The sequence below is a fragment of the Micromonospora sp. CMU55-4 genome, from assembly GCF_011602315.1.
Taxonomy (GTDB): domain Bacteria; phylum Actinomycetota; class Actinomycetes; order Mycobacteriales; family Micromonosporaceae; genus Micromonospora; species Micromonospora chalcea.
Genome location: NZ_JAAOLH010000020.1, coordinates 94,635 through 120,164, shown reverse-complemented (window position 1 = coordinate 120,164; position 25,530 = coordinate 94,635). Strand labels below are relative to the sequence as shown.

At 72.3% G+C, this 25,530-nt stretch carries 24 protein-coding genes; 14 read left to right on the top strand and 10 right to left on the bottom strand.

Annotated elements, in window-relative coordinates; all coding sequences use genetic code 11:
* Nucleotides 1-991: 991 nt before the first annotated feature.
* Both HA073_RS27380 and HA073_RS27375 read right to left on the bottom strand, forming a co-directional pair.
* Nucleotides 992-1,675: a response regulator transcription factor gene (locus HA073_RS27380; protein ID WP_030504594.1), complete on the bottom strand. Its 684-nt coding sequence runs from the start codon at nucleotides 1,673-1,675 to the stop codon at nucleotides 992-994.
* A 21-nt stretch (nucleotides 1,676-1,696) separates the two neighbouring features.
* On the bottom strand, nucleotides 1,697-2,989 hold the full coding sequence (locus tag HA073_RS27375; protein ID WP_043328065.1) for a cell wall metabolism sensor histidine kinase WalK: 1,293 nt from the start codon (nucleotides 2,987-2,989) through the stop codon (nucleotides 1,697-1,699).
* A 199-nt stretch (nucleotides 2,990-3,188) separates the two neighbouring features.
* Between HA073_RS27375 and phoU the strand changes: the two genes are divergently transcribed.
* Nucleotides 3,189-3,833, top strand: a complete 645-nt coding sequence (phoU, locus tag HA073_RS27370; RefSeq protein WP_064446849.1) for a phosphate signaling complex protein PhoU — start codon at nucleotides 3,189-3,191, stop codon at nucleotides 3,831-3,833.
* A gap of 105 nt (nucleotides 3,834-3,938) precedes the next feature.
* Here phoU and HA073_RS27365 read toward each other — a convergent pair whose 3' ends face one another.
* The gene (locus HA073_RS27365; protein WP_043328063.1) at nucleotides 3,939-4,706 is read right to left on the bottom strand and encodes a phosphoglyceromutase; all 768 of its coding nucleotides are present in this window, start codon (nucleotides 4,704-4,706) and stop codon (nucleotides 3,939-3,941) included.
* Between the two features lie 150 nt (nucleotides 4,707-4,856).
* On the opposite strand from HA073_RS27365, the gene HA073_RS27360 reads away from it, so the two are divergent.
* Nucleotides 4,857-6,182, top strand: a complete 1,326-nt coding sequence (locus HA073_RS27360; RefSeq protein ID WP_166457608.1) for an MFS transporter — start codon at nucleotides 4,857-4,859, stop codon at nucleotides 6,180-6,182.
* 80 nt (nucleotides 6,183-6,262) lie between these two features.
* Nucleotides 6,263-7,513, top strand: coding sequence for an MFS transporter (locus HA073_RS27355; RefSeq protein ID WP_043328060.1), 1,251 nt, complete (start codon nucleotides 6,263-6,265; stop codon nucleotides 7,511-7,513).
* A 374-nt stretch (nucleotides 7,514-7,887) separates the two neighbouring features.
* On the opposite strand, the gene HA073_RS27350 is transcribed toward HA073_RS27355, so the two are convergent.
* The 3 genes from HA073_RS27350 to mshA all read right to left on the bottom strand — a co-directional run bounded on the left by HA073_RS27350 (nucleotide 7,888) and on the right by mshA (nucleotide 10,850).
* On the bottom strand, nucleotides 7,888-8,832 hold the full coding sequence (locus HA073_RS27350; protein ID WP_166457607.1) for a hypothetical protein: 945 nt from the start codon (nucleotides 8,830-8,832) through the stop codon (nucleotides 7,888-7,890).
* A 77-nt stretch (nucleotides 8,833-8,909) separates the two neighbouring features.
* Nucleotides 8,910-9,443 (bottom strand): YbjN domain-containing protein, encoded by a 534-nt coding sequence (locus HA073_RS27345; RefSeq protein WP_043328058.1) that lies wholly within the window; start codon nucleotides 9,441-9,443, stop codon nucleotides 8,910-8,912.
* Nucleotides 9,444-9,488: 45 nt separating this feature from the next.
* Complete coding sequence (mshA, locus tag HA073_RS27340) at nucleotides 9,489-10,850, bottom strand: D-inositol-3-phosphate glycosyltransferase (RefSeq protein WP_166457606.1); 1,362 nt, start codon at nucleotides 10,848-10,850, stop codon at nucleotides 9,489-9,491.
* Between the two features lie 171 nt (nucleotides 10,851-11,021).
* Here mshA and HA073_RS27335 point away from each other — a divergent pair, with 171 nt between their 5' ends.
* Entirely contained in the window at nucleotides 11,022-11,786 is a 765-nt protein-coding gene (locus HA073_RS27335) for an SDR family NAD(P)-dependent oxidoreductase (RefSeq protein ID WP_166457605.1), read from the top strand.
* Nucleotides 11,786-12,568, top strand: a complete 783-nt coding sequence (locus tag HA073_RS27330) for a class I SAM-dependent methyltransferase (protein ID WP_166457604.1) — start codon at nucleotides 11,786-11,788, stop codon at nucleotides 12,566-12,568. Before HA073_RS27335 ends, HA073_RS27330 begins: the two co-directional genes overlap by 1 nt.
* A 268-nt stretch (nucleotides 12,569-12,836) precedes the next feature.
* Here the strand turns inward: HA073_RS27330 and HA073_RS27325 are convergent, their stop codons facing one another.
* Nucleotides 12,837-13,928: a UDP-N-acetylmuramate dehydrogenase gene (locus tag HA073_RS27325; RefSeq protein WP_043328055.1), complete on the bottom strand. Its 1,092-nt coding sequence runs from the start codon at nucleotides 13,926-13,928 to the stop codon at nucleotides 12,837-12,839.
* 64 nt (nucleotides 13,929-13,992) lie between these two features.
* Between HA073_RS27325 and HA073_RS27320 the strand changes: the two genes are divergently transcribed.
* The 7 genes from HA073_RS27320 (at nucleotide 13,993) to HA073_RS27290 (ending at nucleotide 21,535) form a co-directional block, all read left to right on the top strand.
* On the top strand, nucleotides 13,993-14,754 hold the full coding sequence (locus HA073_RS27320; protein ID WP_369799322.1) for a maleylpyruvate isomerase family mycothiol-dependent enzyme: 762 nt from the start codon (nucleotides 13,993-13,995) through the stop codon (nucleotides 14,752-14,754).
* Nucleotides 14,755-14,932: 178 nt separating this feature from the next.
* Nucleotides 14,933-16,240 carry an ABC transporter substrate-binding protein gene (locus HA073_RS27315; protein WP_069087791.1) on the top strand — a complete coding sequence of 436 codons (1,308 nt, stop codon included), beginning with the start codon at nucleotides 14,933-14,935 and terminating at the stop codon, nucleotides 16,238-16,240.
* 70 nt (nucleotides 16,241-16,310) lie between these two features.
* Nucleotides 16,311-17,300 (top strand): carbohydrate ABC transporter permease, encoded by a 990-nt coding sequence (locus HA073_RS27310; protein WP_064446692.1) that lies wholly within the window; start codon nucleotides 16,311-16,313, stop codon nucleotides 17,298-17,300.
* On the top strand, nucleotides 17,297-18,130 hold the full coding sequence (locus HA073_RS27305; RefSeq protein ID WP_030504579.1) for a carbohydrate ABC transporter permease: 834 nt from the start codon (nucleotides 17,297-17,299) through the stop codon (nucleotides 18,128-18,130). The genes HA073_RS27310 and HA073_RS27305 overlap by 4 nt, the downstream gene beginning before the upstream one ends.
* Nucleotides 18,127-19,494, top strand: coding sequence for a GH1 family beta-glucosidase (locus tag HA073_RS27300; protein ID WP_064446693.1), 1,368 nt, complete (start codon nucleotides 18,127-18,129; stop codon nucleotides 19,492-19,494). The genes HA073_RS27305 and HA073_RS27300 overlap by 4 nt, the downstream gene beginning before the upstream one ends.
* A gap of 19 nt (nucleotides 19,495-19,513) precedes the next feature.
* Nucleotides 19,514-20,521: a LacI family DNA-binding transcriptional regulator gene (locus HA073_RS27295; protein ID WP_166457603.1), complete on the top strand. Its 1,008-nt coding sequence runs from the start codon at nucleotides 19,514-19,516 to the stop codon at nucleotides 20,519-20,521.
* A 108-nt stretch (nucleotides 20,522-20,629) separates the two neighbouring features.
* A complete protein-coding gene (locus HA073_RS27290) occupies nucleotides 20,630-21,535 on the top strand; it encodes a GNAT family N-acetyltransferase (protein WP_166457602.1) in 906 nt (301 codons plus the stop codon).
* On the opposite strand, the gene HA073_RS27285 is transcribed toward HA073_RS27290, so the two are convergent.
* Both HA073_RS27285 and HA073_RS27280 read right to left on the bottom strand, forming a co-directional pair.
* Nucleotides 21,528-22,046, bottom strand: coding sequence for an O-acetyl-ADP-ribose deacetylase (locus HA073_RS27285; protein ID WP_166457601.1), 519 nt, complete (start codon nucleotides 22,044-22,046; stop codon nucleotides 21,528-21,530). The two genes, HA073_RS27290 and HA073_RS27285, sit on opposite strands and share 8 nt — an antisense overlap.
* A gap of 1 nt (nucleotide 22,047) precedes the next feature.
* Nucleotides 22,048-22,839 (bottom strand): EI24 domain-containing protein, encoded by a 792-nt coding sequence (locus HA073_RS27280; RefSeq protein ID WP_166457600.1) that lies wholly within the window; start codon nucleotides 22,837-22,839, stop codon nucleotides 22,048-22,050.
* Between the two features lie 40 nt (nucleotides 22,840-22,879).
* Between HA073_RS27280 and HA073_RS27275 the strand changes: the two genes are divergently transcribed.
* A complete protein-coding gene (locus HA073_RS27275; RefSeq protein ID WP_064446851.1) occupies nucleotides 22,880-23,872 on the top strand; it encodes a YafY family protein in 993 nt (330 codons plus the stop codon).
* Here the strand turns inward: HA073_RS27275 and HA073_RS27270 are convergent.
* Complete coding sequence (locus HA073_RS27270; protein WP_064446698.1) at nucleotides 23,863-24,777, bottom strand: SDR family oxidoreductase; 915 nt, start codon at nucleotides 24,775-24,777, stop codon at nucleotides 23,863-23,865. The genes HA073_RS27275 and HA073_RS27270 overlap by 10 nt on opposite strands.
* A 76-nt stretch (nucleotides 24,778-24,853) precedes the next feature.
* Between HA073_RS27270 and HA073_RS27265 the strand changes: the two genes are divergently transcribed.
* Entirely contained in the window at nucleotides 24,854-25,525 is a 672-nt protein-coding gene (locus HA073_RS27265) for a DNA polymerase beta superfamily protein (RefSeq protein ID WP_113973518.1), read from the top strand.
* Nucleotides 25,526-25,530 lie beyond the last annotated feature (5 nt).

The window sequence follows — 25,530 nt, the reverse complement described above, 5'->3', positions numbered from 1 at the left end:
CCCCCGGGGGGACCGGGGGTGCGTGGGCACCGTCAGGCGCTCAAGAAAGTCTCAAGGGGGATCCCGGCTGCTCGCGGGGCGGGGGCCTCTACGCGGCGCCGGAAGGATGTCCAACGACCGTCGGCCCGGCATCATTCCCGGGCCAGCTCACGCTGTCGGGGGTGCGGCGCGGGGCTCACGTCGTCGGAACCGTGTTCAACGACCAGCCGAGCGGGATCATTCCCCGCGGCTCACGCCGCCGCACGTACTCAACGGCCTGAGGTCTGTCCCCACAGCCGACGCGCTCGGGGGCGCGGCCTTGCTCGGTCGTTCACCCGGTTACAACGCCACCGGCCCGCCCACGATTCCGCCACCAAAGTGCCGCCCACCACCCCCAAACCCGACAACCCGCCCACACACGCCAAACCCCACCGCGCCCAGCCCGGCCGCCTCGCTCCACGCCCTGTTGATCAAGGAGTTTGCGGCCCTTTCCGGCACCCACGAGAACACAAACCCCTTGATCACCGCGATCTTGGAGTTGCGGCACCTCACGAACGATGTCAAGCCGGGCATCCTGGGCACCACAACTCCAAGGTCCGACAAGCCTTCACCAGGCCCCCACGCCGGGTTGATCATGAGGTTAACGGTGACAAGCCGGACACCAAGCACCGCCAAGTTCATGATCGACGCGAGCGGGCAGGACGGTGCGCTGGACGAGAGCGAAGCGGCCGCGACCGGCCCCGCGATCTTGCAGTTTGCGCCCTCCGAGCACCCGATTCGCCCGGTTTGCGGGGCACCAAAGTGCAAGATCGCGCGCTCTAGGGAGGGTCGGGCGGAGAGTGGGGGTCGAGAACTCCCCCGGGAGGCCCCGAGGGTCGGGGATCTTGGAGTTGTGGTGCCTCGCGAAAGGTGTCAAGCCGGGCATCCTGGGCGCCACAACTCCAAGATCGACGGGGGGCGTGGACGGGTGGACGGCGTGGACGGGGGGACGGGCGGGTGGCCGGCCCGGGGGTCAGGGCTCGAACTTGTAGCCCAGGCCTCGGACCGTGACGATGTAGCGCGGCGCAGACGGCTCCGGCTCGATCTTGGAGCGCAGCCGCTTCACGTGCACGTCCAGCGTCTTGGTGTCGCCCACGTAGTCGGCGCCCCAGACCCGGTCGATCAACTGCCCGCGGGTGAGCACCCGCCCGGCGTTGCGCAGCAGCAGCTCCAGCAGCTCGAACTCCTTGAGCGGAAGCTGCACCCCGGCGCCGCCGACCGTCACCACGTGCCGTTCGATGTCCATCCGGACCGGGCCGGCGGCGAGCGTCGGCGCGCCCGTCTCGTTCGACTCGGCGCTCTGCCGGCGCAGCACCGCCCGGATGCGGGCGACCAGTTCACGCGGCGAGTACGGCTTCGTCACGTAGTCGTCGGCGCCGATCTCCAGGCCGACCACCTTGTCGATCTCGCTGTCCCGCGCGGTGACCATGATGATCGGCACGTGCGAGCGCTGGCGGAGCTGCCGGCACACCTCGGTGCCCGACATCTCCGGCAGCATCAGGTCGAGCAGCACGATGTCGGCGCCGGTCCGGTCGAACTCGGTGAGGGCGTCGGTGCCCGTCGCGGCGACGGAGACCTCGAAACCCTCCTTGCGGAGCATGTAGGACAGGGCGTCGGAAAACGACTCCTCGTCCTCGACCACCAGTACGCGGCTCAACGGGTGTTTCCTTTCCTGTGGTCAGACCTGCCGGAGCTCGGCCGGGCCGGCCTCGATCCCAGCGGAGGCGAGTGTCGTCTCCAGGTCGTCCGGGGGGCGGGCGGGCAACCGGAGGGTGAACGTCGACCCCCCACCAAGAGTGCTCGACACGTCCACCCGGCCGCCATGGTTGCTGGCGATGTGCTTGACGATGGCCAGTCCCAGGCCGGTGCCGCCGGTCGCGCGGGAGCGGGCCTGGTCGGCGCGGTAGAACCGCTCGAAGATCCGGTCCACGTCGTTCGGGGCGATGCCGATGCCCTGGTCGGCCACGGCGATCTCGACGTGTTCGTCGGTTCCGGTGACCGTCACCCGGACCGTGGTGTCCTCGCCGGAGTAGGTGATCGCGTTCTCCACCAGGTTCGCCACCGCGGTGGCGAGTTGGCTGTCGCTGCCGTACACGGTCAGGCCCCGCTGCCCGCCGACGGCGATCTCCACCCGGCGGGCGGCGGCCGCGGTGCGGGTGCGGTCGACGACCTCGGCGAGCACCCAGTCCACCGAGACCGGCTCGGGCGCGGGTTGCGGCTCGGCGCCCTGGAGGCGGGTCAGTTCCAGCAGCTCCTGCACGAGGCGGCCGAGCCGGGTCGACTCGTGCTGGATCCGCTCGGCGAACCGCCGCGCGGCGACCAGGTCCTCGGACAGGTCGGGCGCGCCGTCGGAGGCCGGTTCGGTGGCGTCGACGAGCGCCTCGGCGAGCAGTTGCAGCGCGCCGATGGGTGTCTTCAGCTCGTGGCTGACGTTAGCCACGAAGTCCCGGCGTACCCGGGCGAGACGGTGCGACTCGGTGACGTCGACGGCCTCGATCGAGACGTAGCCGGAGCCCAGTCCCATCGCCCGCAGGTGCACGCCGAGCGGGTTGTCGCCACCGCCGTCGCGGCCCCGGGGCAGGTCCAGCTCGATCTCGCGCCGCACGCCCGTGCGGCGGACCTGCCCGGCGAGGGTACGGATCAACGGGTGCGCCGCGATCGAGCCGGGTGTCGCCCCGGTACGCAGCAGACCCATCGCCCGGGCGGCCGGGTTGACGAGGACGGGCACGTCGTCCGGGCCGAGCACCACCACGCCGGCACGCAGCGAGTCGATCGTCTTGCGTCCGAGCCCGGATAGGCCCCCCTGCTGGTCGTCCGGAATCGTCGGCCTCCCTGCGTCACGACGGGTGGTCCCGCCGCCCCGCGACGCCCGCCGGCGCCGCCACTGCTCAACCGGTCCGGACAGCGTCGCCCCGGCGACCAGCCCGGTCACCAGCGCCACGGCCACCGCGACCGCCACCGCCCATTCCACCCGGCGATCGTAGGGTCATTGTTAACCCAGGGATCGGGCACAAAGGGACGAACCACTCTCGCTTCCGGCAAAGTTCACCTGCGGGCCCCGCGTCGTTCACCCACGTTCATCCTGGTGCCGACCGTTCGGCCTAGCGTGGGGCGCGCACCTGCTCCCGCCGTACCCCTCGGGGTCGCGGCACCGACCCCAGGAAGTGACGATGCGCGACGAGTTCCGGGCCGACCTGCAGATTGTCAGCCAGTTGCTGGTGGACATGGCCGAGGCGGTACGCGCGGCCATGCGGCAGGCCACGAAGGGTCTGCTGACCGCCGACCGGACGGCCGCCGAGACGGTGATCGCGCGGGACGCCGAGATCGACGAGCTGTACCGGCACGTGGAGGAGCGGGTCTGCGACCTGCTGGCCCGGCAGGCGCCGGTCGCCTCCGACCTGCGTGCCATGATCACCGCGCTGCACGTGGCAGCCGATCTGGAACGGATGGGCGACCTGGCCGACCACGTGGCCAAGACGGCGCTGCGCCGGCACCCGTCCCCGGCCGTCCCGGCGGAGCTGCGGCCGGTCTTCACCGACATGGCCGGGATCGCCGACCGGATGGCCGAGAAGATCGGCGCGGTGCTGGCCAAGCCGGACGCCGACGTGGCCGCCGAGCTGGACGGCGACGACGACGCGATGGACGACCTGCACAGGAGCCTGTTCGGGGTGCTGCTCGGCGACGACTGGCCGTACGGGGTGGAGACGGCGATCGACGCGACGCTGCTGGGCCGCTTCTACGAGCGTTTCGCCGACCACGCGGTGAACGCGGGCGAGCACGTGGTCTACCTGATCACCGGTTCGACGTCCGCCTGACCCCGGCCCGCGCGCAAGGAAGGGCCCCTTATTAACAGCTGTGCGTTAATAAGGGGCCCTTCCTCTACCGCAGACGTTAAAAAGGGGCCCTTCCTTACACCAAGCTCAGCGGCCCTGGTTGGCTACCGCGGCGGCGGCGTCCTTCGCCGCGTCCGGGTCCAGGTACGTGCCGCCGAGCACCTGGGGACGCAGGTCGGCGTCCAGGTCGTAGCGCAGCGGGATGCCGGTGGGGATGTTCAGCTTGGCGATCGCCTCGTCGGAGATCTGGTCGAGGTGCTTGACCAGGGCGCGCAGCGAGTTGCCGTGCGCGGCCACCAGCACCGTCCGGCCGGCCAGGATGTCCGGCACGATCGAGTCGTACCAGTAGGGCAGCATCCGGTCGACGACGTCCTTCAGGCACTCGGTGCGCGGCATCAGCTCGGTCGGCAGCAGCGCGTACCGGGGGTCGCCGACCTGCGACCACTCGTCCGCGTCGTCGATCGGCGGCGGCGGCGTGTCGTACGACCGGCGCCAGAGCATGAACTGCTCCTCGCCGTACTCGTCGAGGGTCTGCTTCTTGTTCTTGCCCTGCAGGGCGCCGTAGTGGCGCTCGTTGAGCCGCCACGACCGGCGCACCGCGATCCAGTGCCGGTCGGCGGCGTTCAGCGCCAGCTCGGCGGTGCGGATGGCCCGGCGCAGCAGGCTCGTGTGCACCACGTCCGGCAGCAGGTCGTGCTCGCGGAGCAGCTCGCCGCCGCGCCGCGCCTCGGTCTCTCCCTTGGCGGTCAGGTCGACGTCGACCCAGCCGGTGAAGAGGTTCTTGGCGTTCCAGTCGCTCTCGCCGTGCCGCAGCAGGACCAGCGTCCCGACGGTGGGCCCCTCGCTCGCAGTCATGCCGATCATCCTGCCGTACCGGCGCGACGGACACGCGCCGACCGGTCGTGACGACCACCACGTGGAAAACCTGATGACCACGCCTCCGGCCCGGCACTAGGTTGTAAGGCGCTTTAAACAGATCGGTCATTACCACACGGGGGCGTCGGGATGCGGACGGTACGAGGCTGGTTCCAGGACACGGCGGGTGGCCTGCCACGGACGTTCTGGTACCTCTGGGCCGGCACGCTGATCAACCGGCTCGGCTCGTTCGTCCTGATCTTCCTGGCCATCTACCTGACCCAGGAACGCGGCTTCTCCGCCGCCCAGGCCGGTCTGGTGATCGGTCTCTGGGGCGCCGGCGGCGCGGTCGGCACCACCATCGGCGGCACCCTGACCGACCGCTGGGGACGGCGGCCCACGCTGCTCGTCGCGCACGTCGGCGCGGCGGGCATGATGATCGCGCTGGGCCTCGCCCGGCCGCTCTGGGCGGTCGCCGTGGGCGCGCTGCTGCTCGGCGCGTTCGCCGAGGCGGCCCGCCCGGCCTTCGGCGCGATGATGGTCGACGTGGTGCCGGACAAGGACCGGCTGCGCGCCTTCTCGCTGAACTACTGGGCCATCAACCTCGGTTTCGCCTGCGCCGCCGTGCTCGCCGGCTTCGCCGCCCAGGGCAGCTACCTGCTGCTGTTCCTGGTGAACGCGACCACCACACTCGTGACCGCGCTGATCATCTTCGCCAAGGTCGGCGAGACCCGCGGCCCGGTCACCGTACTGCCGGCCAAGGGGATGCCGGCGCCGGCCGGCGCGCTGCGCACCATCCTCGCCGACCGGGTGTTCCTCGGCTTCGTCGCGCTCAACCTGCTCGCCGCGCTGGTGTTCCTCCAGCACATCTCGATGCTGCCGATCGCCATGGGCGACTCCGGGCTCAGCCCCGCCACGTACGGCTCGGTGATCGCGCTCAACGGCGTGCTCATCGTGGTCGGCCAGCTCTTCGTACCCCGGCTCATCAAGGGCCGCAGCCGCTCGCACGTGCTGGCGCTCGCGTCGCTGGTGATGGGCGCCGGTTTCGGGCTCACCGCGTTCGCCGACACGGTCTGGCTCTACGGCCTGACCGTGCTGATCTGGACCGTCGGCGAGATGCTCAACTCGCCGTCCAACGCCACCCTGATCGCGGAGCTGTCGCCGACCGCGCTGCGCGGCCGCTACCAGGGCGTCTTCTCGCTGTCCTGGCAGCTCGCCGGCGCCGCCGCGCCGATCCTCGGCGGCCTGGTCCGCGAGCAAGCCGGCAACAGCACGCTCTGGCTCGGCTGCGCGGGCATCGGCGTCGTGGCGGCCGTCGCCCACCTGATCTCCGGCCCGGCCCGGGAGCGCCGCGCGCTCGCGCTGCGCGCAGTGGGCACGCCGGTCGCGCCGGTCACCGCCACCGCATCCCCGGCGCCCGAGGCGGCCGAGGCCGCGGCCACCGCACCCGCCGCGCCGGTCCGGGCCGGTTCCTGAGTACGCCCCGACGCGACCGCCCCGAGGCGGGTGGATACCGTACGGGACGGAATCGGTAAGGAAACCTTCCTGGAGGACTGGTGCACGGCCTGCGGCGCTGGTGGGACGACACGGCCGGCGGGCTCCCCGCCACGTTCTGGTACCTCTGGTCCGGCCTGCTGATCAACCGGGCCGGCGCGTTCGCGCTGCTGTTCCTGTCGCTGTACCTGACCGTCGCGCGGGGCGCCCCGCCGTCGCTGGCCGGACTGGTGGTCGGCGCGTACGGGATCGGCGGCGCGGCCGGCACGCTGCTGGGCGGTGTGCTGGCCGACCGCTGGGGACGGCGGGCCACGCTGCTCGCCGCCCACCTGGTCGCCGCCGGGCTGATGGCGGCGCTGGCGTTCACCACGCACCTGGCGGTGATCGCCGTACTCGCCACGCTGGTCGGGGTGGCGCACTCGATGCCCAGCCCGGCGTTCGTGGCGGCCATCGTGGACGTGGTACCCGAGGCGCGCCGCTCCCGCGCGTTCAACCTGCAGTTCTGGGCGTTCAACCTGGGCATGGCGGTGGCCTCGCTGCTGGCCGGAATCCTCGCCGAGGCCAGCTTCACCGCGCTGTTCCTGGTCGACGCCGCAGCCACGCTGGCGGCGGCGGTGGTGATCGCGCTGAAGGTGCCGGAGACGCTCACCCGGCGGCCGGCGCTCACGCCACGGGCGGTGATGGGACGCCGTCCCGGGCTGCACACCGCGCTCACCGACCGCACGTTCCTGGTGTTCGTCGGGCTGACATTCCTGCTGGCCGTGCTGACCATGCAGACCTCCACGATCATGCCGCTGGCGATGCGCGCGGACGGCCTGCGCCCGTCGGCGTACGGGCTGGTGGTGGCGCTCGGCGGGGCGCTCATCGTGGTCGGGCAGCTGTTCGTGCCCCGGCTCATCGAGCCGTACCGCAAGTCGACGGTGCTGGCCGCCTCCACCGCTCTGATGGCGCTCGGGTTCGGCACGCTGACAGTCGCCGACGGGCTGCCGCTCTACCTCGGCGCGGCGGTGGTCTGGACGGCCGGGCAGATGCTCGCCGCACCGCCGAACGCGCAGATCAACGCCGACCTCGCCCCACCCGAACTGCGGGCCCGCTACCAGTCGGTGTTCTACCTGACGTTCCCGGCCGCGTCGTTCGTCGCGCCGGCGCTGGGCGGGCTCAGCCTGGAACATCTGGGCGAGCGGCACTGGCTGGTGGTCGGCGCGCTCGGGCTGCTGGCCGCCGCCGGGCACCTGCTCGCCGGGCCGCCCCGGGAGCGCCGGGTCGCCGCGCTGCGGGCGGCAGCCGTGGAACCGGTCTCGTCTGCCCGCTGAGCGCCGACAACGGCAGAGCGCCCATCCCGACCCCCGTCGAGATGGGCGCTCTGACCGTACGCCCGGCGGCGGCGGGCGACACTCACCCCCGTAAGCGTCGCCCGCTCGCGCCGCCGGTTCCACGGGTGGCACCGTCCCCCAACGGCGTGCTCCACCCGATCTTCGCATCTCGCCTGCGCGGATCTGATCGATCCACCGCTCCCCCGAACGGAAACAAGCGTGACGCGGTGCAATAAAGTTAGTTCGCCCAGATTCCGGATTCAACCCAGATCGCTGTCTTGCCCGTCACAGCGTCCGTGTCGGGAATCCGGCTGTCCGTGCTGCGGTCCCTGGGATGGCAAACACCGGGTTCCCGGGGTCCATTCCCGTAAACCTCAGCCGTCCTCGCGATTCGGGTTCTCGGTCCGGAAGAAGTTGCTCTGCCGCCCGTCCCGCATCTGCTCCTGGTAGATCAGGTTCAGCCGCCGCAGGTCGAACGTCCGGAACCAGTCGTCCCAGGTGATCTCCCGGATCCGGCTGCTCTCCCGGTAGCCGGGGATGTTGAACGTCAGCACCCCGGGCCGGCCCGCACGCTCGGTGCCGGCGATGGTGGCCGGCTTCGCGCCCCGCGCCCGCGCCCAGCGCTGGATCACCTCGTGGTTACGGGTGACCAGGCTGCGGCCCGGACGCTCCGGCCGGTCCGCGAGCGACGTGATGAGCTGCGACGATCCGATCGACCGGCTGGACGCCGGCCCACGGGTCGGCGCGCTCTGCGCCCGAGCCGACGTCGCCTTCCGGGCCGGTGCCGCCTTGGCGCGCGAAGGAGCGGTCTTCGCCCTCGACGGAGCCGCCTTCTTCGCCCGGGCGGGCGTGGCCTTCGCGCGGGACGGAGCCGCCTTCGCGCGCGTCGCGGTCGCCCGCGACGAGGTGGCCTTGGCGCGGGGCGGGGCCACCTTGCGCGTACCCGTCGCCTTGGCCCTGGCACCGGTGGCCCGCGCGGCCGGCGCGGACTTGGCCGGCGACGTGGCCCGGCGGGCAGTGGTCTTCTTCGCGGCGGTGCTCTTGCGGGTCGCGGCCGGCCGCCCGGCCGGTCCGGAGCTGCGCCGCGCGGCGCCGCCCTCCCCGCGCATCGTCCGCGCCAGGGTCTTCACGAGTTCCGGCTTCCGCAGCGCGGAGATCCCGGAGACCCCGCGCCGCTTGAGCTGGCTGCGGATGTCGTCCACCTTCATCCGGGAGATCGCCGACTCCGACACCCTCGGGGTGTTCGGCGTCTGGTTGCCGGGTTGCCGCTTGGTCCGAGTCGCAGTCGTGCCGCGACCTGAGCTGTTGCGCTGAGCCATGGGACACGCTCCTCGACAGTCCGTCCTCGGCCCGCGGTGGGTCCCAATGCTCCGCACCGCGCGGGGCGGCATACCCGTCAGGAGGGCTCCGAACCTCCGGCGGGCGATCCGGCAGTGGCGGACGGCTCGAAGAGGTGCGCGAACGCGGCCAGGTTGGCAGTCGACTCGCCGCGCTTGACCCGCCACTCCCACTCCCGGCGGATGGCCGTGCCGAAGCCGATCTCCAGCATGCTGTCGAACGACTCGTCGGCGTACGTCAGCACGGAGCCCAGCAGCCGGTCCAGCTCGTCGGCGTCGACCCCGGCCAGGTTGACCCGACCGGTCAGGTAGACGTCGCCGACCGCGTCGATGGAGAACGAGACGCCGTACATGCGGGCGTTGCGCTGCAGCAGCCAGGCCCACAGCTCCTCGCGGCGCTCGTCGGGCTGGCGCATCACGAACGCCTCGACCCGCAGCGCGTGCTCGCCCACGATCAGGTTGCAGATCGTCTTGAGCTTGTGCGTGCCCGGCAGGGTCACCGCGTACGACGCCTCGCCGGTCGACTCCCACTCCAGCTCGCGCTCGGCGCAGACGGACTCGATCAGCGCGGCGACCTCACTCCTGCGGCTCATCGCACCCACTCTACGACCGGTCGACCGGGGCCGCCGGACGGGTGATCACCAGGAGCACAGCATCGCCGGGTCGCCGAGCCGCCGCGCCAGCCGGGCCCGGTGCTCGGTGATCGCCTCCCCGTAGACGGCGAGCAGGCCGGAGGCGGTGCGGTGCCAGGAGAAGTCCCGGGCGTGCCGCTCGGCGCCCCGGCCCAGCGCGGCACGGCGTACCGGATCGGGCAGCAGGCGCGCCAGCGCCCGGGCCCAGTCGACCGGGTCGTGGCCGTCGATGAGCATGCCGCTGACGCCGTCGCGTACCGCGGTGACCAGGCCGCCCACGGCGGCGGCCAGCACCGGCGTGCCGCACGCCTGGGCCTCCAGCGCCACGAGGCCGAACGACTCGTTGTGCGACGGCACCGCGACCAGGTCGGCGGCGCGGTAGAGGGCGGGCAGGTCCGCGCCGGTCTGCGGCGGCAGGAAACGCACCCGGTCGGCGATGCCGAGCGCGTGCGCCAGCTCGATCAGGGCGGTGGGCCGGTCCAGGCCACTGCCGCTGGGCCCGCCGCAGATCACCACGGTCAGCTCGTCGGCCAGCGCCGGATCCCGTTCACGCAGCGCGGCGGCGGCACGGACCAGCACGTCCGGCGCCTTGAGCGGCTGGATGCGGCCGACGAACGCGACCACGTACCCGTCGGCCGGCAGGCCGAGCCGGCGGCGTGCGGCGCGGATCGCGGCGTCCCGGTCACCGACGGCGGGACGGAACCGCTCCAGGTCGACGCCGGGTTCCACGATCGCCACCCGGTCCGGGTCGGCCGCGTACCGGTCGAGCAGGTCACGGGCCTCGACCCGGGTGTTGGCGACCAGCCGGTCCGCCTCGGTGACCACCTGCTCCTCGCCGATCACGCGGGCCTTCGGCTCGGGGCGGTCCCCGGCGGCGAGGCGGGCGTTCTTGACCTTCGCCAGCGTGTGCGCGGTGTGCACCAGCGGTACGCCCCAGCGCTCCTTGGCCAGCCAGCCGACCTGACCGGAGAGCCAGTAGTGCGAGTGGATCAGGTCGTAGTGGCCCGGCGGGCGGGCCGCCTCGGCGCGCAGCACCCCGGCCGTGAAGGCGCAGAGCTGGCCCGGCAGCTCTTCCTTGGTCAGCCCCTCCAGCGGCCCGGCGGTGACGTGCCGGACGGACACGCCGGGCGCCACCTCGACCACCGGGGGCAGGTCACCGGCGGTGGCCCGGGTGAAGATCTCCACCTCGACGTCGGCCTCGGCCAGCCGCCGGGCCACCTCCAGGATGTAGACGTTCATGCCCCCCGCGTCACCGGTGCCGGGCTGGTGCAGCGGCGACGTGTGCACCGAGAGCGTGGCGATACGGCGCGGCCGCGGCCACGGCAGGGCACCTCGCTGACGACCGACACCGGTGTGCAAATCCGCCACGTCCGCTCCCTCTGTCACGGTTGATGCCGTCCCGCACGACCGGCGCTTCTCGGTCAACCCGTGTGCCGGATCTCATCTTCCCCATCGGGGTTCGGAAATGCCCTTCGCCGGGTCCCCGGCGTGACGGACCTCATCACCGCGCGCAGCCGGGCGGCGGTGGACAATGTCCGGATGACTTCAGTCGCCATCGTCACCGGGGCGTCCAGCGGGATCGGCGCGGCCACCGCCCGCCGGCTCGCCACCGAGGGATTCCACGTGCTCGCCGCCGCCCGGCGTACCGACCGGCTCGCCGCGCTGGTCGCCGAGATCGAGGCGGCCGGCGGCGCGGCGAGCGCGGTGGCCTGCGACGTGACCTCGGACGAGTCGGTCGCCGGGCTGGCCGCCGCGGCCGAGGCCGCCCCCGGGCCGGTCACGCTGCTGGTGAACAACGCCGGCGGCGCGCGCGGCCTGGACCCGGTCGAGACGGCCGACGTGGGCGACTGGCAATGGATGTACGACGTCAACGTGCTCGGCACGCTGCGCGTCACCAAGGCGCTGCTCCCGGCGCTGGAGCGCTCCGGGGCCGGCACCGTCGTGATCGTCAGCTCCACCGCCGGGCACGTCGTCTATGAGGGCGGCGGCGGCTACACGGCCGCGAAGCACGCGCAGACCGCGGTCGCCGGCACGCTGCGGCTCGAACTGTGTGGCCGACCGGTCCGGGTGATCGAGATCGACCCCGGCATGGTGAAGACCGAGGAGTTCGGCCTGGTCCGTTTCGGCGGTGACGCCGACCGGGCCGAGGCGGTCTACGCCGGTGTCGCCGAACCGCTGGTGGCCGACGACGTGGCCGACTGCGTGGCCTGGTGCGCGACCCGCCCGCACCACGTCAACATCGACCGGCTCGTGGTCCGCCCGCTGGCCCAGGCCGCGCAGCACAAGGTGCACCGGGAGTCCTGATGGAGCGTCCGCTCGGCGTGGCCACCCGGGGCACCACCAACCCCAACCGGCTCCGGCGGGTGGACAACTGGATCGTCGAGACCTGCGGCGACGCGCTGCGTGCCGCCGCCGACCCGCTCGTGGTCGACCTCGGCTACGGCGCCACCCCGGTCACCCCGGTCGAGCTGCGGGCCCGTCTCGCGGCCGGGGTCCGCGCCGACGTGCGGGTGGTCGGCCTGGAGATCGATCCGGTACGCGTCGCCGCCGCCCTGCCCGCTGCCGACCCGCCCGGGCTGACGTTCGCCAGGGGCGGCTTCGAACTGGCCGGACTGCGTCCCGCGCTGGTGCGGGCGTTCAACGTGCTCCGCCAGTACGACGAGAGCGAGGTGGCCGACGCCTGGCACACAGTCGTCGGGCGGCTCGCGCCGGGCGGGCTGCTGGTCGAGGGCACCTGCGACGAGCTGGGGCGGCTCGGCTCCTGGGTGCTGCTGGACGCCACCGGCCCTCTCACGCTCACGTTGTCGGCGAAGCTGACCACGCTGGAGAGCCCGGCCACGCTCGCCGAGCGGCTGCCGAAGGCGCTGATCCACCGCAACGTGCCGGGCGAACGCATCCACGACCTGATCGAGGCGCTGGAGCAGGCGTGGCGCGCGGCCGCCGGCTACGCCCCGTTCGGCCCCCGGCAGCGCTGGCTGCGGACGGTAGAGGCGGTGAAGGAGTCAGGCTGGCCCGTCCAGGACAGCCCTCGTACGTGGCGCCACGGCAACCTCACGCTCCCCTGGCCCGCCATCTCCCCCCGCTGACCCGCCCGCCCCCGCCCCCGCCCGCCGCCCCGCCGATCTTGGACTTGTGGCGCCCACCTTGCCCCGTTTGGCCCAGTTCACGAGGCACCACAACTCCAAGATCAAGGGAGGCGTCACCCCTCCCCTGGAACCCTCGGCGGAACCCTTCGAGGCAAGTGTTGATCTTGCACTTGCTGCCCCGGCAATACGGGTCAAACCGCTCGGACCGAGGGCCGGAAGTGCAAGATCGCGGGGGTGGGAGGGGGAGTGGGAGGGGCGGGGGCGCGGGTCAGATGGTGCAGTTGATCAGGACCGGCTCGGGGTGGAGGGTTACGCCGAAGCGGGACTGGACGCCGTCTCGGATCTCGCGGGCCAGCGCCACCAGCGCGGCCGTGCTGGCGCTGCCGGAGTGGTTGGTGAGCGCGAGCGTGTGCTTGCTGGAGATGGCGACGCCCTCCGGGCCCGCGTACCCCTTGCCGAAGCCCGCCTTGTCGATCAGCCAGGCGGCGCTGACCTTCACCGTGCCGTCGGCGCCCGGCCAGTGCGGCGGCTCACCCACCTCGGCGGCGCGTTCCCGTACCTGCTCGAACACCTCGCCCGGCAGCACCGGGTTGGTGAAGAACGAGCCGACCGACCAGGTGTCCGGGTCGGCCGCGTCCAGCACCATGCCCTTGCCGGCGCGCAGCTTCCGCACGGTGGCCCGGGCTTCGGCCAGCGGCACCCGGTCGCCGACCTCGACACCGAGCGCCCGGGCCAGTTCGGCGTAGCGAACCGGGCCGGAGCGCGGGGACCGGGTGAGCCGGAAGTCGACCGAGAGCACCACCCAGCGGTCGCTGTACTTGAAGATGCTCCCCCGGTAGACGAACCCGCAGTCGGCAGCCGCGATCCGCGCCACCCGGCGTTCGGTCCGGTCGTACGCCTCGACGGCGACGATGGTCTCGGCGACCTCCTGGCCGTACGCGCCGACGTTCTGGATCGGTGTCGCGCCGGCCGAGCCGGGGATGCCGGAGAGGCACTCCAGCCCGGACCAGCCGCGCTCGACGGTGGCGGCGACGAAGTCGTCCCACGGCTCGCCGGCTTCGACACGTACCGTGACGGTGTCGCCCTCCTCGGCCACGGCCTGGAACCCGCGCGAGCGGACGAGCACGACGGTGCCGGGGAAGCCCTGATCGCCGATCACGACGTTGCTGCCGCCCGCCAGCACCAGCACGGCCTGCTCGCGGGCCTCCGCTTCCTGCACTTTTCGCACGATCTGGGCGGCGTCCTCGGCGATCTCCAGCCGCCCGGCGGGTCCGCCGAGCCGGAGCGTGGTGTAGCGCGCCAGGGTGGCCGGATCGGTCGGTTCACCGGCAGTAGCCGGTTCGGCGTAGACGTCTGACACGCCTTTCACCCTAGGCTGAGGGGTAGCCGGCGCACCCACTGGTGGCCCGGTCACCCCCGGGAGGATGGCGATGAGCAGACTGCACCACACGAAGGACTTCTGGATCGGCGCGCTGCGCACGGAGGGTCCCGCCTTCGCCGCGGCGGTTTCGGAGGCGCCGCCCGAGACACCCGTGCTGTCCTGTCCCGGCTGGACGGTCACCGATCTCGCCCATCACCTGACCCGCGTGTACGTCTGGGCGGGCACCGTGCTGACCGCCGGTGGCACCACCCGCCCGGAGCGGCACGACCCGGAGCCGCCGGCGGACCTGACGCCGGCCCAGTGGTACGTGCGGGAGTACGAGCGGATCACCGCGCTGCTGGAGGCGGCGGATCCGGAGGCGCCGGCCTGGAACTTCGCGCCGCAGCCGAAGAAGGCGGCCTTCTGGCCGCGTCGGATGGCGCACGAGACGGCCGTGCACCGCTGGGACGCCCAACTCGCGATCGGTGCGGGTGATCCGATCGAGGCGAAGCTCGCGGCCGACGGGGTGAGTGAGGTGCTGGACACCTGGCTGCCGGCGGGCCGGCGGGTGCAGCCCGGGCAGTGGCGCGGCGTGGTGCAGCTGACCGCGACCGACGCGGCCCAGGAGTGGTACCTGCGGTTGCGGGGTGAGGGGGTCGCGCTGCTGGACACCGCGACGATCCTGGACCACGACGACCACCGGGCCCGGGCACAGGTGGCCGGCACGGCGAGCGATCTGCTGCTGGCGCTGATGGGCCGGATCAGCTTCGACGCGCTGGACGTGGCGGGCGACCCGGCCCTGCTGGGAGGCCTGCGGGTCGGCTGACGACGGGCACCGGACGGAGAGGGGCGGCGGGCGCCCCTCTCCGTTTCTTTTCGGACAGCTCTGAGAGCGCTCTCTTGACAAGGTCCGGGACCCTCCACCACGCTGTCGTGAGAGCGCTCTCTAAGTTCCGGAACCGCCTTCCACCACCCGTTTCGACGACCCGAGAGGTCAGGACAGCATGCTCACCTTCACGCGCCGCCGCCTGGCGGCGGTTGCAGTGGTCGCCGCCACCGCGCTGCTCGGCACCACCGCCTGCGGCGGCGGCGACGATGCCGCCGCCGACGGGCCGATAACGCTCACCGTCGACGTCTTCGGCCAGTTCGGTTACGCCGATCTCTACCAGGAGTACATGGCCAGCCACCCCGGCGTGAAGATCGTCGAGCGCGGCACCGGCGGCAACCTCGACGAGTACTCCCCGAAGCTCACCCAGTGGCTCGCCGCGGGCAAGGGCGCCGGCGACGTGGTCGCCATCGAGGAGGGCCTGCTCGTCGAGTACAAGGCCAACCCGCAGAACTTCGTCAACCTGCTCGACCACGGCGCGGCCGACCTGAAGGGCAACTTCCTCGACTGGAAGTGGAACCAGGGGCTCACCGCCGACGGCAAGCAGCTCATCGGCCTCGGCACTGACGTAGGCGGCATGGCGATGTGCTACCGCACCGACCTGTTCGCCAAGGCCGGCCTGCCCACCGACCGGGAGGCCGTGTCCAAGCTCTGGCCCACCTGGCAGGACTACATCAAGGTCGGCGAGCAGTTCACCGCGAAGAAGACGGGCGCGTCGTTCCTGGACGCCGCGACCAACACCTTCAACACGATCCTGCTCCAGACCGCCGGCAACAGCAGCGGCTACAGCTACTACGACACCAGCAACAACCTGGTCGTCGGCAGCAACCCGGCGGTGAAGCAGGCGTACGACACCACGATGGACATCATCGACTCGGGGCTGTCCGGCAAGTACGGCTCGTGGTCCGAGGAGTGGGTGTCGGCGTTCAAGCAGTCGAAGTTCGCCACCATCGCCTGCCCGGCCTGGATGACCGGCGTGATCGAGGGCAACGCGGGCGCGGCCGCCAAGGGCAAGTGGGACATCGCCCAGATCCCCGGCAACGGCGGCAACTGGGGCGGCTCGTTCCTCGCGGTGCCGAAGCAGAGCAAGCACCAGGCCGAGGCGATCGAGCTGGCCAAGTTCCTGACCAGCGCCAAGGGTCAGATCGGCGCGTTCAAGGCGAAGGGTCCCCTGCCCTCTTCGCCGCAGGCGCTGGAGGACCCGGCGATCATCGACTCGAAGAACGCCTACTTCTCCGAGGCGCCGGTCGGGAAGATCTTCGCCGAGGGCGCCAAGAGCCTGAAGCCGGTCTACATGGGACCGAAGAACCAGGCCGTACGCACCGAGGTCGAGAACGCCGTCCGCAGCGTCGAGCTGGGCAAGCGCTCCCCGGAACAGGGCTGGACCGACGCGGTCGCCAACGCCGAGAAGGCCGCCGCCAAGTAACCCGAGCAGCGCGTGCGGGCGGCCACCCGGCCACGGGGGCCGCCCGCACGGCGGAAAGGAGTCCCGGGTCATGGCCGTCCAGCTCGACGCCCGCCCGCCGGTCGCACCGGCACCCCGCCCCACCCGTCCCGGCCTGGGCAACCGGCTCAGCCGACTCGACACGAAGTACTCGCCGTACCTGTTCATCGCCCCGTTCTTCCTGCTGTTCGGCGTCTTCGGGGCGTACCCGCTGGCGTACACGTTCTGGGTCTCGCTGCACGACTGGGACCTGCTCGGCGCCGAACACCCGTACATCGGCTTCGACAACTACACCCAGCTGCTCGCCGACTCGGACTTCTGGCACTCGGTGGTCAACACGCTGGGCATCTTCGTGATCTCCACGGTCCCGCAGCTGCTCGCCGCGCTCTGGCTGGCCAACCTGCTCAACCGGCAGTTGCGCGCCCGTACCACCTGGCGGATGGCGGTGCTGATCCCGAACGTCACCTCGACCGCCGCCGTGGCGATCGTGTTCGCAGTCCTGTTCGGCCGCGAGTTCGGCATGATCAACTGGGTGCTCGACCACGTCGGGATCAGCGCGATCGACTGGAAGGCGAACCGGTTCGCCGCCTGGGTCGCCATCTCCACGATGGTCGACTGGCGCTGGACCGGCTACAACGCGCTGATCTTCCTGGCCGCCATGCAGGCCATCCCGCGCGACCTGTACGAGTCGGCCGCGATCGACGGGGCCGGCCGGGCCCGCCAGTTCTGGTCCATCACGGTGCCGCTGCTCAAGCCCACGATCATCTTCGCGGTCATCATCTCCACCATCGGCGGCCTCCAGCTCTTCACCGAGCCGCGGATGTTCAACTCCGGCACCAACGCGATCCGCGGCGGACCGCTGCGGGAGTCGCAGACGGTGACCATGTACATGTTCGAGAACGCCTTCGCGCCGCACTACAACTTCGGCTACGGCTCGGCGGTCGCCTGGCTGCTGTTCGCGCTCATCGCCGTGGTCGCGGCGATAAACGTCCTGCTCCTGCGCCGGCTCGGCGGCGGCTCCCGCAAGGAGGTCTCCCGATGACCCGCCTCTGGTCGGCAAGCCGGCTCACCTACCTGGCGCTGACGCTCTCGGCCGTCCTGTCGATCTTCCCGATCTACTGGATGTTCGTGGTGGCCAGCCGCACCAGCGACACGATGGGCCAGGTGCCGCCGCCGCTCACCCCCGGCGGCAACCTCGGCGCCAACATCGCCCGGCTGTTCGACAACACCGACGCGTACTTCCTGACCGGCCTGATCAACTCGGCGATCGTGGCCACCACAGTCACGATCTCGGTGGTGTTCTTCTCCACGCTGGCCGGGTTCGCGTTCGCCAAGCTGCGCTTCCGGGGGCGCAACGCGCTGCTGCTGGTCATCGTCGCCACCATGATGGTCCCGACGCAGCTCGGCGTGATCCCGCTCTACCTGCTCATGACGAAGCTGAACTGGAACGACCGGCTGCCCGCCGTGATCGTGCCGGCGCTGGTCACCGGCTTCGGCGTGTTCATGATGCGCCAGTACGCGGGCCAGGCGGTCAGCACCGAACTGATCGAGGCGGCCCGGATGGACGGCTGCAACACCGCCCGGATCTACTGGAACGTGGTGCTGCCCGCGCTGCGCCCGGCCGCCGCCGTGCTCGGCCTGCTCACGTTCATGACCACCTGGAACGACTTCCTGTGGCCGTACGCGGTGCTGAACGACCCGGAGAACCCGACGGTGCAGCTGTCGCTGCGGGCCCTCTCCGACGGGTACTACCAGGACATGTCGCAGGTGTTCACCGGCACGGCCATCGCCACGCTGCCGCTGCTGCTGGTGTTCATCGTCTTCGGCCGCCAGATCATCGGCGGCATCATGGAAGGTGCGGTCAAGGCATGAGCAACGTCCGATTCCCGGAGGGCTTCGTCTGGGGCGGAGCCACCGCCGCGTACCAGATCGAGGGCGCCGCCCGCGAGGACGGTCGCGGTCCGTCGATCTGGGACACCTTCAGCCGTACGCCGGGAGCGGTGTTCGCCGGCCACACCGGCGACGTGGCCTGCGACCACTACCACCGGTACGCCGAGGACGTCGCGCTGATGGCCGAGCTGGGGCTGCGGGCGTACCGGTTCTCGGTGTCCTGGCCCCGGGTGCGGCCGGACGGCACCGGCCCGGTCGAGCCGCGCGGGCTCGACTTCTACGACCGGCTGACCGACGCGCTGCTCGACGCCGGCCTCGACCCGATCGTCACGCTCTACCACTGGGACCTGCCGCAGGCGCTGGAGGACCGGGGCGGCTGGACCGTCCGGGAGACCGCCGAGCACTTCGCCGAGTACGCGCTCGCCGTGCACGGCCGCCTCGGCGACCGGGTCCGCACCTGGACCACGCTCAACGAGCCGTGGTGCTCGGCCTACCTCGGGTACGGCTCCGGGGTGCACGCGCCGGGGCGGCGGAACGCCGGTGACGCGTTCCGGGCCGTACACCATCTGCTGCTCGGCCACGGCCTGGCGGCGCGGGCGCTGCGCGCGGCCGGCGTGGAGACGCTGGGGATCACGCTCAACCTGGCCGACGTGCAGCCGGCGGACGCCGCGAGCGCCGCTGACGCCGAGGCGGTACGGCTGGTCGACGGCCTGCACAACCGGATCTTCCTGGACCCGCTCACCGGCGGCGGCTACCCGGCGGACGTGCTGGCCCACGTCAACCGGATCGTCGCGCCGGACTTCATCAGGGACGGGGACGAGAAGCTGATCGCCGCGCCGCTGGACCTGCTCGGCCTGAACTACTACGCGCCCACCTACGTGGCCGGGCGGGCGGGCGGCGCGGGCGGGGACGCGTACCCGGGCACCGCCGGGACCGTCGAGTTCCTGCCGCCGGCCGGGCCGCTCACCGACATGGGCTGGTCGATCGAGCCGGCCGGGCTGACCCGGCTGCTGGAACGGGTGGCCGCCGACCACCCCGGGCTGCCCCTGATGATCACCGAGAACGGCGGGGCGTTTCCGGACACCGACCTCGACGAGCAGGGCGGGGTGGCGGACACCGACCGGGTCGCCTACCTCGACGGGCACCTGCGCGCCGCGCACGAAGCCATCGCCCGCGGCGTGGACCTGCGCGGTTATCTCGTATGGTCGGTGCTGGACAACTTCGAATGGGCCGAGGGTTACCGGAAGCGATTCGGGATCGTCCACGTCGACTACCTGACCCAGCGGCGCACACCAAAGCACAGCGCCCGCTGGTACCAGGAGGTGATCGCCCGGAACGGGCTGTGACGAGGTGGTGGTTACGGGGATGACGACGGCACAGCGACCGACCCTGGAGGCGGTGGCCCGGCTGGCCGGCGTGTCCCGGGCCACCGTCTCCCGGGTGGTGAACGGCTCGACCACTGTGGCCGAGCCGATCCGGCAGGCGGTACGCCGGGCGGTCGAGGAACTCGGGTACGTCCCGAACCTCGCCGCCCGCAGCCTGGTCACCCAGCGGACCGACTCGGTGGCGCTGGTGCTGCCCGAGGCGGCCACCCGGGTCTTCTCCGACGACCAGGTGTTCCCGGGCATCATCAGGGGCGCGGCGCAGGAGCTGGAGGCGGCGGACAAGCAGCTCGTACTGATGCTCGCCGGCTCACCGGCCGGACACGAACGGGTCGAGCGGTACACCACCGGCCGGCACGTCGACGGGGTGCTGTTCGCCTCGCTGCACGGCGAGGACCCGCTGCCCGGCCGGCTGGCCCGCCTCGGCATCCCGGTGGTGTGCAGCGGACGGCCGCTGGACGGCGCCGACGTGCCGTACGTGGACGTCGACCACGAAGGCGGCGTGAGCACGGCGGTCCAGCACCTGATCGCGAGCGGACGCCGTCGGATCGCCACCATCGCCGGGCCGCAGGACATGGTCGCCGGAATCGAGCGGCTGATCGGCTACCGCAGCGCGATCACCGAGGCCGGGCTGCCGGAGCTGGTCGCGTACGGCGACTTCACCCGGGAGTCGGGCACCGCCGCGATGCGCGAGCTGCTCGCCGCCGACCCGGAACTGGACGCCGTGTTCGCCGCCTCCGACCTGATGGCGCACGCCGCCCTGCGCACGCTGCGGGAGGCCGGGCGGCGGGTGCCCGAGGACGTGGCGGTGATCGGGTTCGACGACATCGAGACGGCCGCGTACACCGAGCCGCCGCTGACCACCGTGCGGCAGCCGATAGTGGAGCTGGGCCGGTCGATGACCCGGCAGTTGCTGCGTATCGCCGCGGGCGAGGAGGTCGAGCAGGCACTGGTGCTGCCCACCGAGCTGGTGCTGCGCGAGTCCGCGTAAGGAAGGGCCCCCTCTTAACGCCTCAGGTAGAGGAGGGGGCCCTTGTTAACAGCCCGCTCCGCGTTAACCGGTCGCGGGGCGGGTGGCGGCGGGTCTAGGGTCCGCCGGATGAGTGCAGCCGAGATCCGTCCCGCCCGTCCCGACGACGCGCCCGCCGTGGTGGCGTTGCGCGCGCTCGTCTTCCCCTATCTGGTGCGCGGCGTCGAGTCGACCCGCCGCATGATCGCCGAACCACCGCCCGGCGAGGACTGGGCGGCCTGGGTCGCCGAGGCGGACGGCGAGGTCGTCGGCTGGGCGTCGGCGTACCGCAACACGCAGACCTCGACGCCCGGCGTGGGGATGATCTCCCTGCTGCACGTACACCCGGCGCATCGCCGCCACGGCACCGGCGCGGCGCTGTTCGACACCGCGCTCGGGCACCTGCTGACGCTCGGGTCCACCGAGGTGCTCACCTACGCGCATACCGAGTCGCTGCCGTTCGCGCAGCGGCACGGCTTCACGCCCAGCCGGGAGGTGCGCTACTCGGCACTGGACCTGAGCACGCCCCCGCCGATGCCGCAGGCGCCGCCGGGCGTACGGCTGGTGTCCGCCGCCGGGCTCGACCCGCGACTGGTGCACCGGGTCGACGCCGAGGCGTCCCGGGACGAGCCGGGGGACGTGCCGACGGACTCGCTCGGCTTCGACCTGTGGCGCCACGAGTGCTGGGACAACCCCGGGCTGGACCGGGCGGCCAGCACGCTCGCCGAGGTGAACGGGGAACTGGTCGCGCTGAGCCTGGTCAAGCGGGACGGCGACCGGATGTGGTCGGACTTCACCGGCACGCTGCCCGCCTACCGGGGCCAGGGCTTGGCCCGGCTGACCAAGCAGGCCGCGCTGCACGCCGCCGCCGCTCGCGGGGTACGGACCGCGTACACCTCAAACGACGAGGCGAACGCGCCGATGCTGGCGGTGAACGAACGGCTCGGCTACCGGCCGGTGGACAGCCAGTGGTCGTGCCGGCGCGCGCTCAGCTGAGCCCGGCGGCGACCCGCACCGCTGTGGCGTACGTGTCCGCGCCGAACAGCACCAGCCGCGCCTCGGTGACGTGCGCCGGGGTGGCCGCGTGCAGCACGGTGAGCGCCTGCGCCACCGCGTCGTCGACCGGCCAGCCGTAGATCCCGGCGGAGATCAGCGGGAACGCGACACTCGTCGCGCCGAGCCCGTCGGCGATGCGCAGGCTGTTGGCGTAGCAGTCGCGCAGCAGCGCCGAGCGGTCCTCGCCCGGCGAGAAGACCGGGCCGACCGTGTGCACCACCCAACGCGCGGGCAGGTTGCCGGCGGTGGTGGCTACGGCCTGGCCGGTGGGCAGCCCGCGCCCGTACCGGGAGGCGCGCAGCGCCCGGCACTCCTCCAGGATCGCCGGTCCGCCGCGCCGGTGGATCGCGCCGTCCACTCCCCCGCCGCCGAGCAGCGACGAGTTGGCGGCGTTGACTATCGCGTCGACCTGCTGCGCGGTGATGTCCCCCTCGATCAGGACCGTGTCCATCTCAGCTCTCCTCGATCGGCTGGCCCAGCGAGCGGCGGGCCAGCAGCGCGGCGCCGGCGACGGCGGCCGGCATCACCAGCACCGCGCCGAGCGGGATCAGGAAACACAGGAAGACCGCCACCCCGAAGCCGAGCACCGTCGGCCGGTCGGCCCGCAGCCGCGACCGCCGGTCCGGCAGCCGCATCCCCCGCCGGTAGAACGGCGCGCCGACCAGCTCCAGCGCCAGGAACCAGCCACCCACCAGGGCACCGACCACCGGGACCACCGTCTGTCCCACCACCGGGATGAAACCGGCGGCGAACAGGGGTACGCCGATCAGCGCGGACAGCGCCACCAGGCGCAACGAGTCGGCGAGGCTGCGCCGCAGCGAGGACCAGAACGGCACGTCCACCGCGCCGGGGGTGCCGCCGAGCCGGTCCTCGACCCGCTCCGAGATCGCCTCGTAGAACGGGTCGCCGACGACGAGCGTGACGGCGGTGAACGTGAGCACCCCGACCAGCCCGGCGACCCCGACCACCGCCAGCCCGGCGGCGACCCGCAGCAGATTGCGCCAGGGCGACGACCAGTCGTCGGCGAACGGGGTGAGCCAGCCCGCCAGGTCGCCGACGAAGTAGAGCAGCGTGGCGAACAACGCCACGTAGAGCGCGCCGGTGATCAGCGCCGGGATCACGCCGAGCAGCATCAGCTTCGGGCTGCGGACGTACATGCCGAAGCCGCGCAGCAGCAGCCCGGCGCCGCCGAGGAAGCGGGTGGCCGCGCCGGTGACCGGCGCGATCGTACGGGAGGCGTTCACGACGGCACAGCCTAATCTGCCGGTGCACCACAATGGGCCGGTGCGTGCGTCCCGGCTGATCTCGCTTGTGCTGCTGCTCCAGTCGCGGGAGACGATGACCGCTGCCGAGCTGGCCCGCGAGCTGGAGGTGTCCGAGCGGACCGTCTACCGGGACGTGCTGGCGCTCTCCGCCGCCGGTGTCCCGGTGTACGCGGACCGGGGCCGGGCCGGCGGCTACCGGCTGCTGGGCGGCTACCGGACCCGGCTGACCGGGTTGAGCCGGGACGAGGCCGAGGCGCTGTTCCTGGCCGGGCTGCCCGGACCGGCAGGGGACATGGGACTGGCCGACTCGGTGGCCGCCGCCGAGCTGAAGGTGCTCGCCGCGCTGCCGCCGAGCCTGCGGGACGCGCCCGCCCGTACCGGGCAGCGGTTCCACCTGGACGTCCCCGGCTGGTTCCGGGAGACCGCGCCGCCGCCCGCCCTCGCCGAGCTGGCCCGGGCCGTCTGGCGGGACCTGATGGTGGAGCTGCGCTACCGGCGCGGGGACCGGGAGGTGACCCGCACGCTGGCGCCGTACGGGCTGGTGCTGAAGAACGGGGTCTGGTACCTGGTCGGCCGGGTCGGTGACGGCTGGCGGACGTACCGGGTGGACCGGGTTGTCTCGGCCGAGGTGAGCGCCGACGGCTTCGACCGGGACGAGGACTTCGACCTCGGGGCGTACTGGCGGGAACAGGCCGGCGCGTTCCTGCGCGAGCTGCTGCGGGAGCGGGTCACCGTGCGGCTCGGCCCGGCCGGGCTGCGGGCGCTTCGGCACCTGGTGGACGCGCCGTTCGTCTACACCGAGGCGGTCGACGCGGCCGGTCCGCCGGACGAGCAGGGCCGGCTGGTGCTGCGGCTGCCGGTCGAGTCGGTCGACGTCGCGTACACCCAGTTGCTGGCGCTGGGCCCGGAGGTGGAGGTGCTGGCGCCGCCGCAACTGCGGGCGCGCTTCGCCGAGGCGGCCCGCCGCGCGGCGGCGCTCTACACCGATCCGCCGTCAGACGGTCAGCGGTAGCCGTCCGGGTCGGCCGGCTTACCAGGCTTGACCACCTCCTCGTAGTAGCGGGCCCAGTGCGGGCGGCTGCCGTCGACGTCGGTGAAGCCGTACACCTGGGCCAGACCGCCGCTGTCCAGCGACTTGCCGTTCCAGCGGGCCCGGTCCGGGTCGGCGGCCAGGGCCGCCACCGCGCGCCCGACGAACGCCGGCGTCTCCGACATGACGAAGTGGGGCTCGGTCTTCGCGCCGTCACGCCAGTTCGCCTCGGTGACGCCGTAGTGTTCGAGCATCGCCTCCGAGCGCAGCCAGCCCGGCGTGAGCGCGACGGCGGTGCAGCCGTGCGGGGCCAGCTCGTGCGCCTGGCTGAAGCCGAGCCGGTTCACCGACACCTTCGCCAGGTCGTAGAAGACCGACAGGCGGTACTCGCTGTCGTTGTGCTCCTTGGTGCCGTCGCCGACCTCGACGACCAGGCCGCCCGGATTGCGGATCAGCAGCGGCAGCGCGAAGTGGCTGGTGATGATGTGCGTGTCGACAGCCAGCCGCAGCGTACGGAAACCGGCGTCGAGCGGCTGCTCCCAGACCGGCTTCTCCCAGGTGATCAGCGGGTCGGCGCCCCAGACGTCGTTCACCAGCACGTCGAGGCGGCCCTGCTCGGCGTCGATCCGCTCGACCAGGGCGCGTACCTGCTCGGGGTCGAGGTGGTCGACAGCGACGGCGATTCCGGTGCCCCCGGCGGCCGTGACCAGCTCGGCGGTCTCCTCGATGGTCTCCGGCCGGTCCATCTCGGAGCGGCGCTCGCGGGTGGTGCGGCCGGTGGCGTAGACGGTGGCCCCGGCGGCGCCGAGCTGCACGGCGATCTGCCGGCCGGCGCCCCGGGTAGCGCCCGCGACGAGCGCGACAGTTCCGGTCAGTGGTGAGTTCATGGGATCACCGTGTCAGCGATACCTGACAACGGAAGTCCGGTTTCCCGAACGAACCGGATGGGCGATCATCACCGGTATGCACCTGCTGCTGTCCGGGATCGTCGGCTCGGTCGCGTACGGGCTGGCCGGACCCGGCTCGGACACCGACCGGCTCGGCGTGTTCGCCGCGCCCACAGTCGCGTTCCACGGCCTGCGCCCGCCCCGCGAGTCGGTGGTCACCACCGACCCGGACGTCACGCTGCACGAGGCCCGCAAGTACGCGCTGCTGGCGCTGAGCGGCAACCCCACCGCCACCGAGCTGATGTGGCTGCCCGACGACTGCTACGAGACCCGTACCGGGTTCGGTGAGGAGCTGATCGCGATCCGGTCGGCGTTCCTCAGCGCGCCGCGCGTCCGTGACGCCTACCTCGGGTACGCCGCGCAGCAGTTCCGCAAACTCGCCGGCCGGCCCGCCGACGCCGGTGGGCGGCTGCGCTCGGCGAAGCACGCCCGGCACCTGGCCCGGCTGCTGCACCAGGGCCGGGTGCTGTACGCGACAGGCGTACTGGAGATCCGCCTCGCCGACCCGGAGTGGTTCCGCGCGTTCGGCGAACGGGTTTCCGGCGGCGCGCTGGAGGAGGCGCAGGCGCTGGTGGCGGACGCCGAGGCGGAGTTCGACCGGATCCGCTCACCGCTGCCGGAGCGCCCGGACGAGGAGACGGTGGAACGCTGGCTGCTCGCCGTCCGGGCGGCGTACCTGCCGCGCTGAGCGGG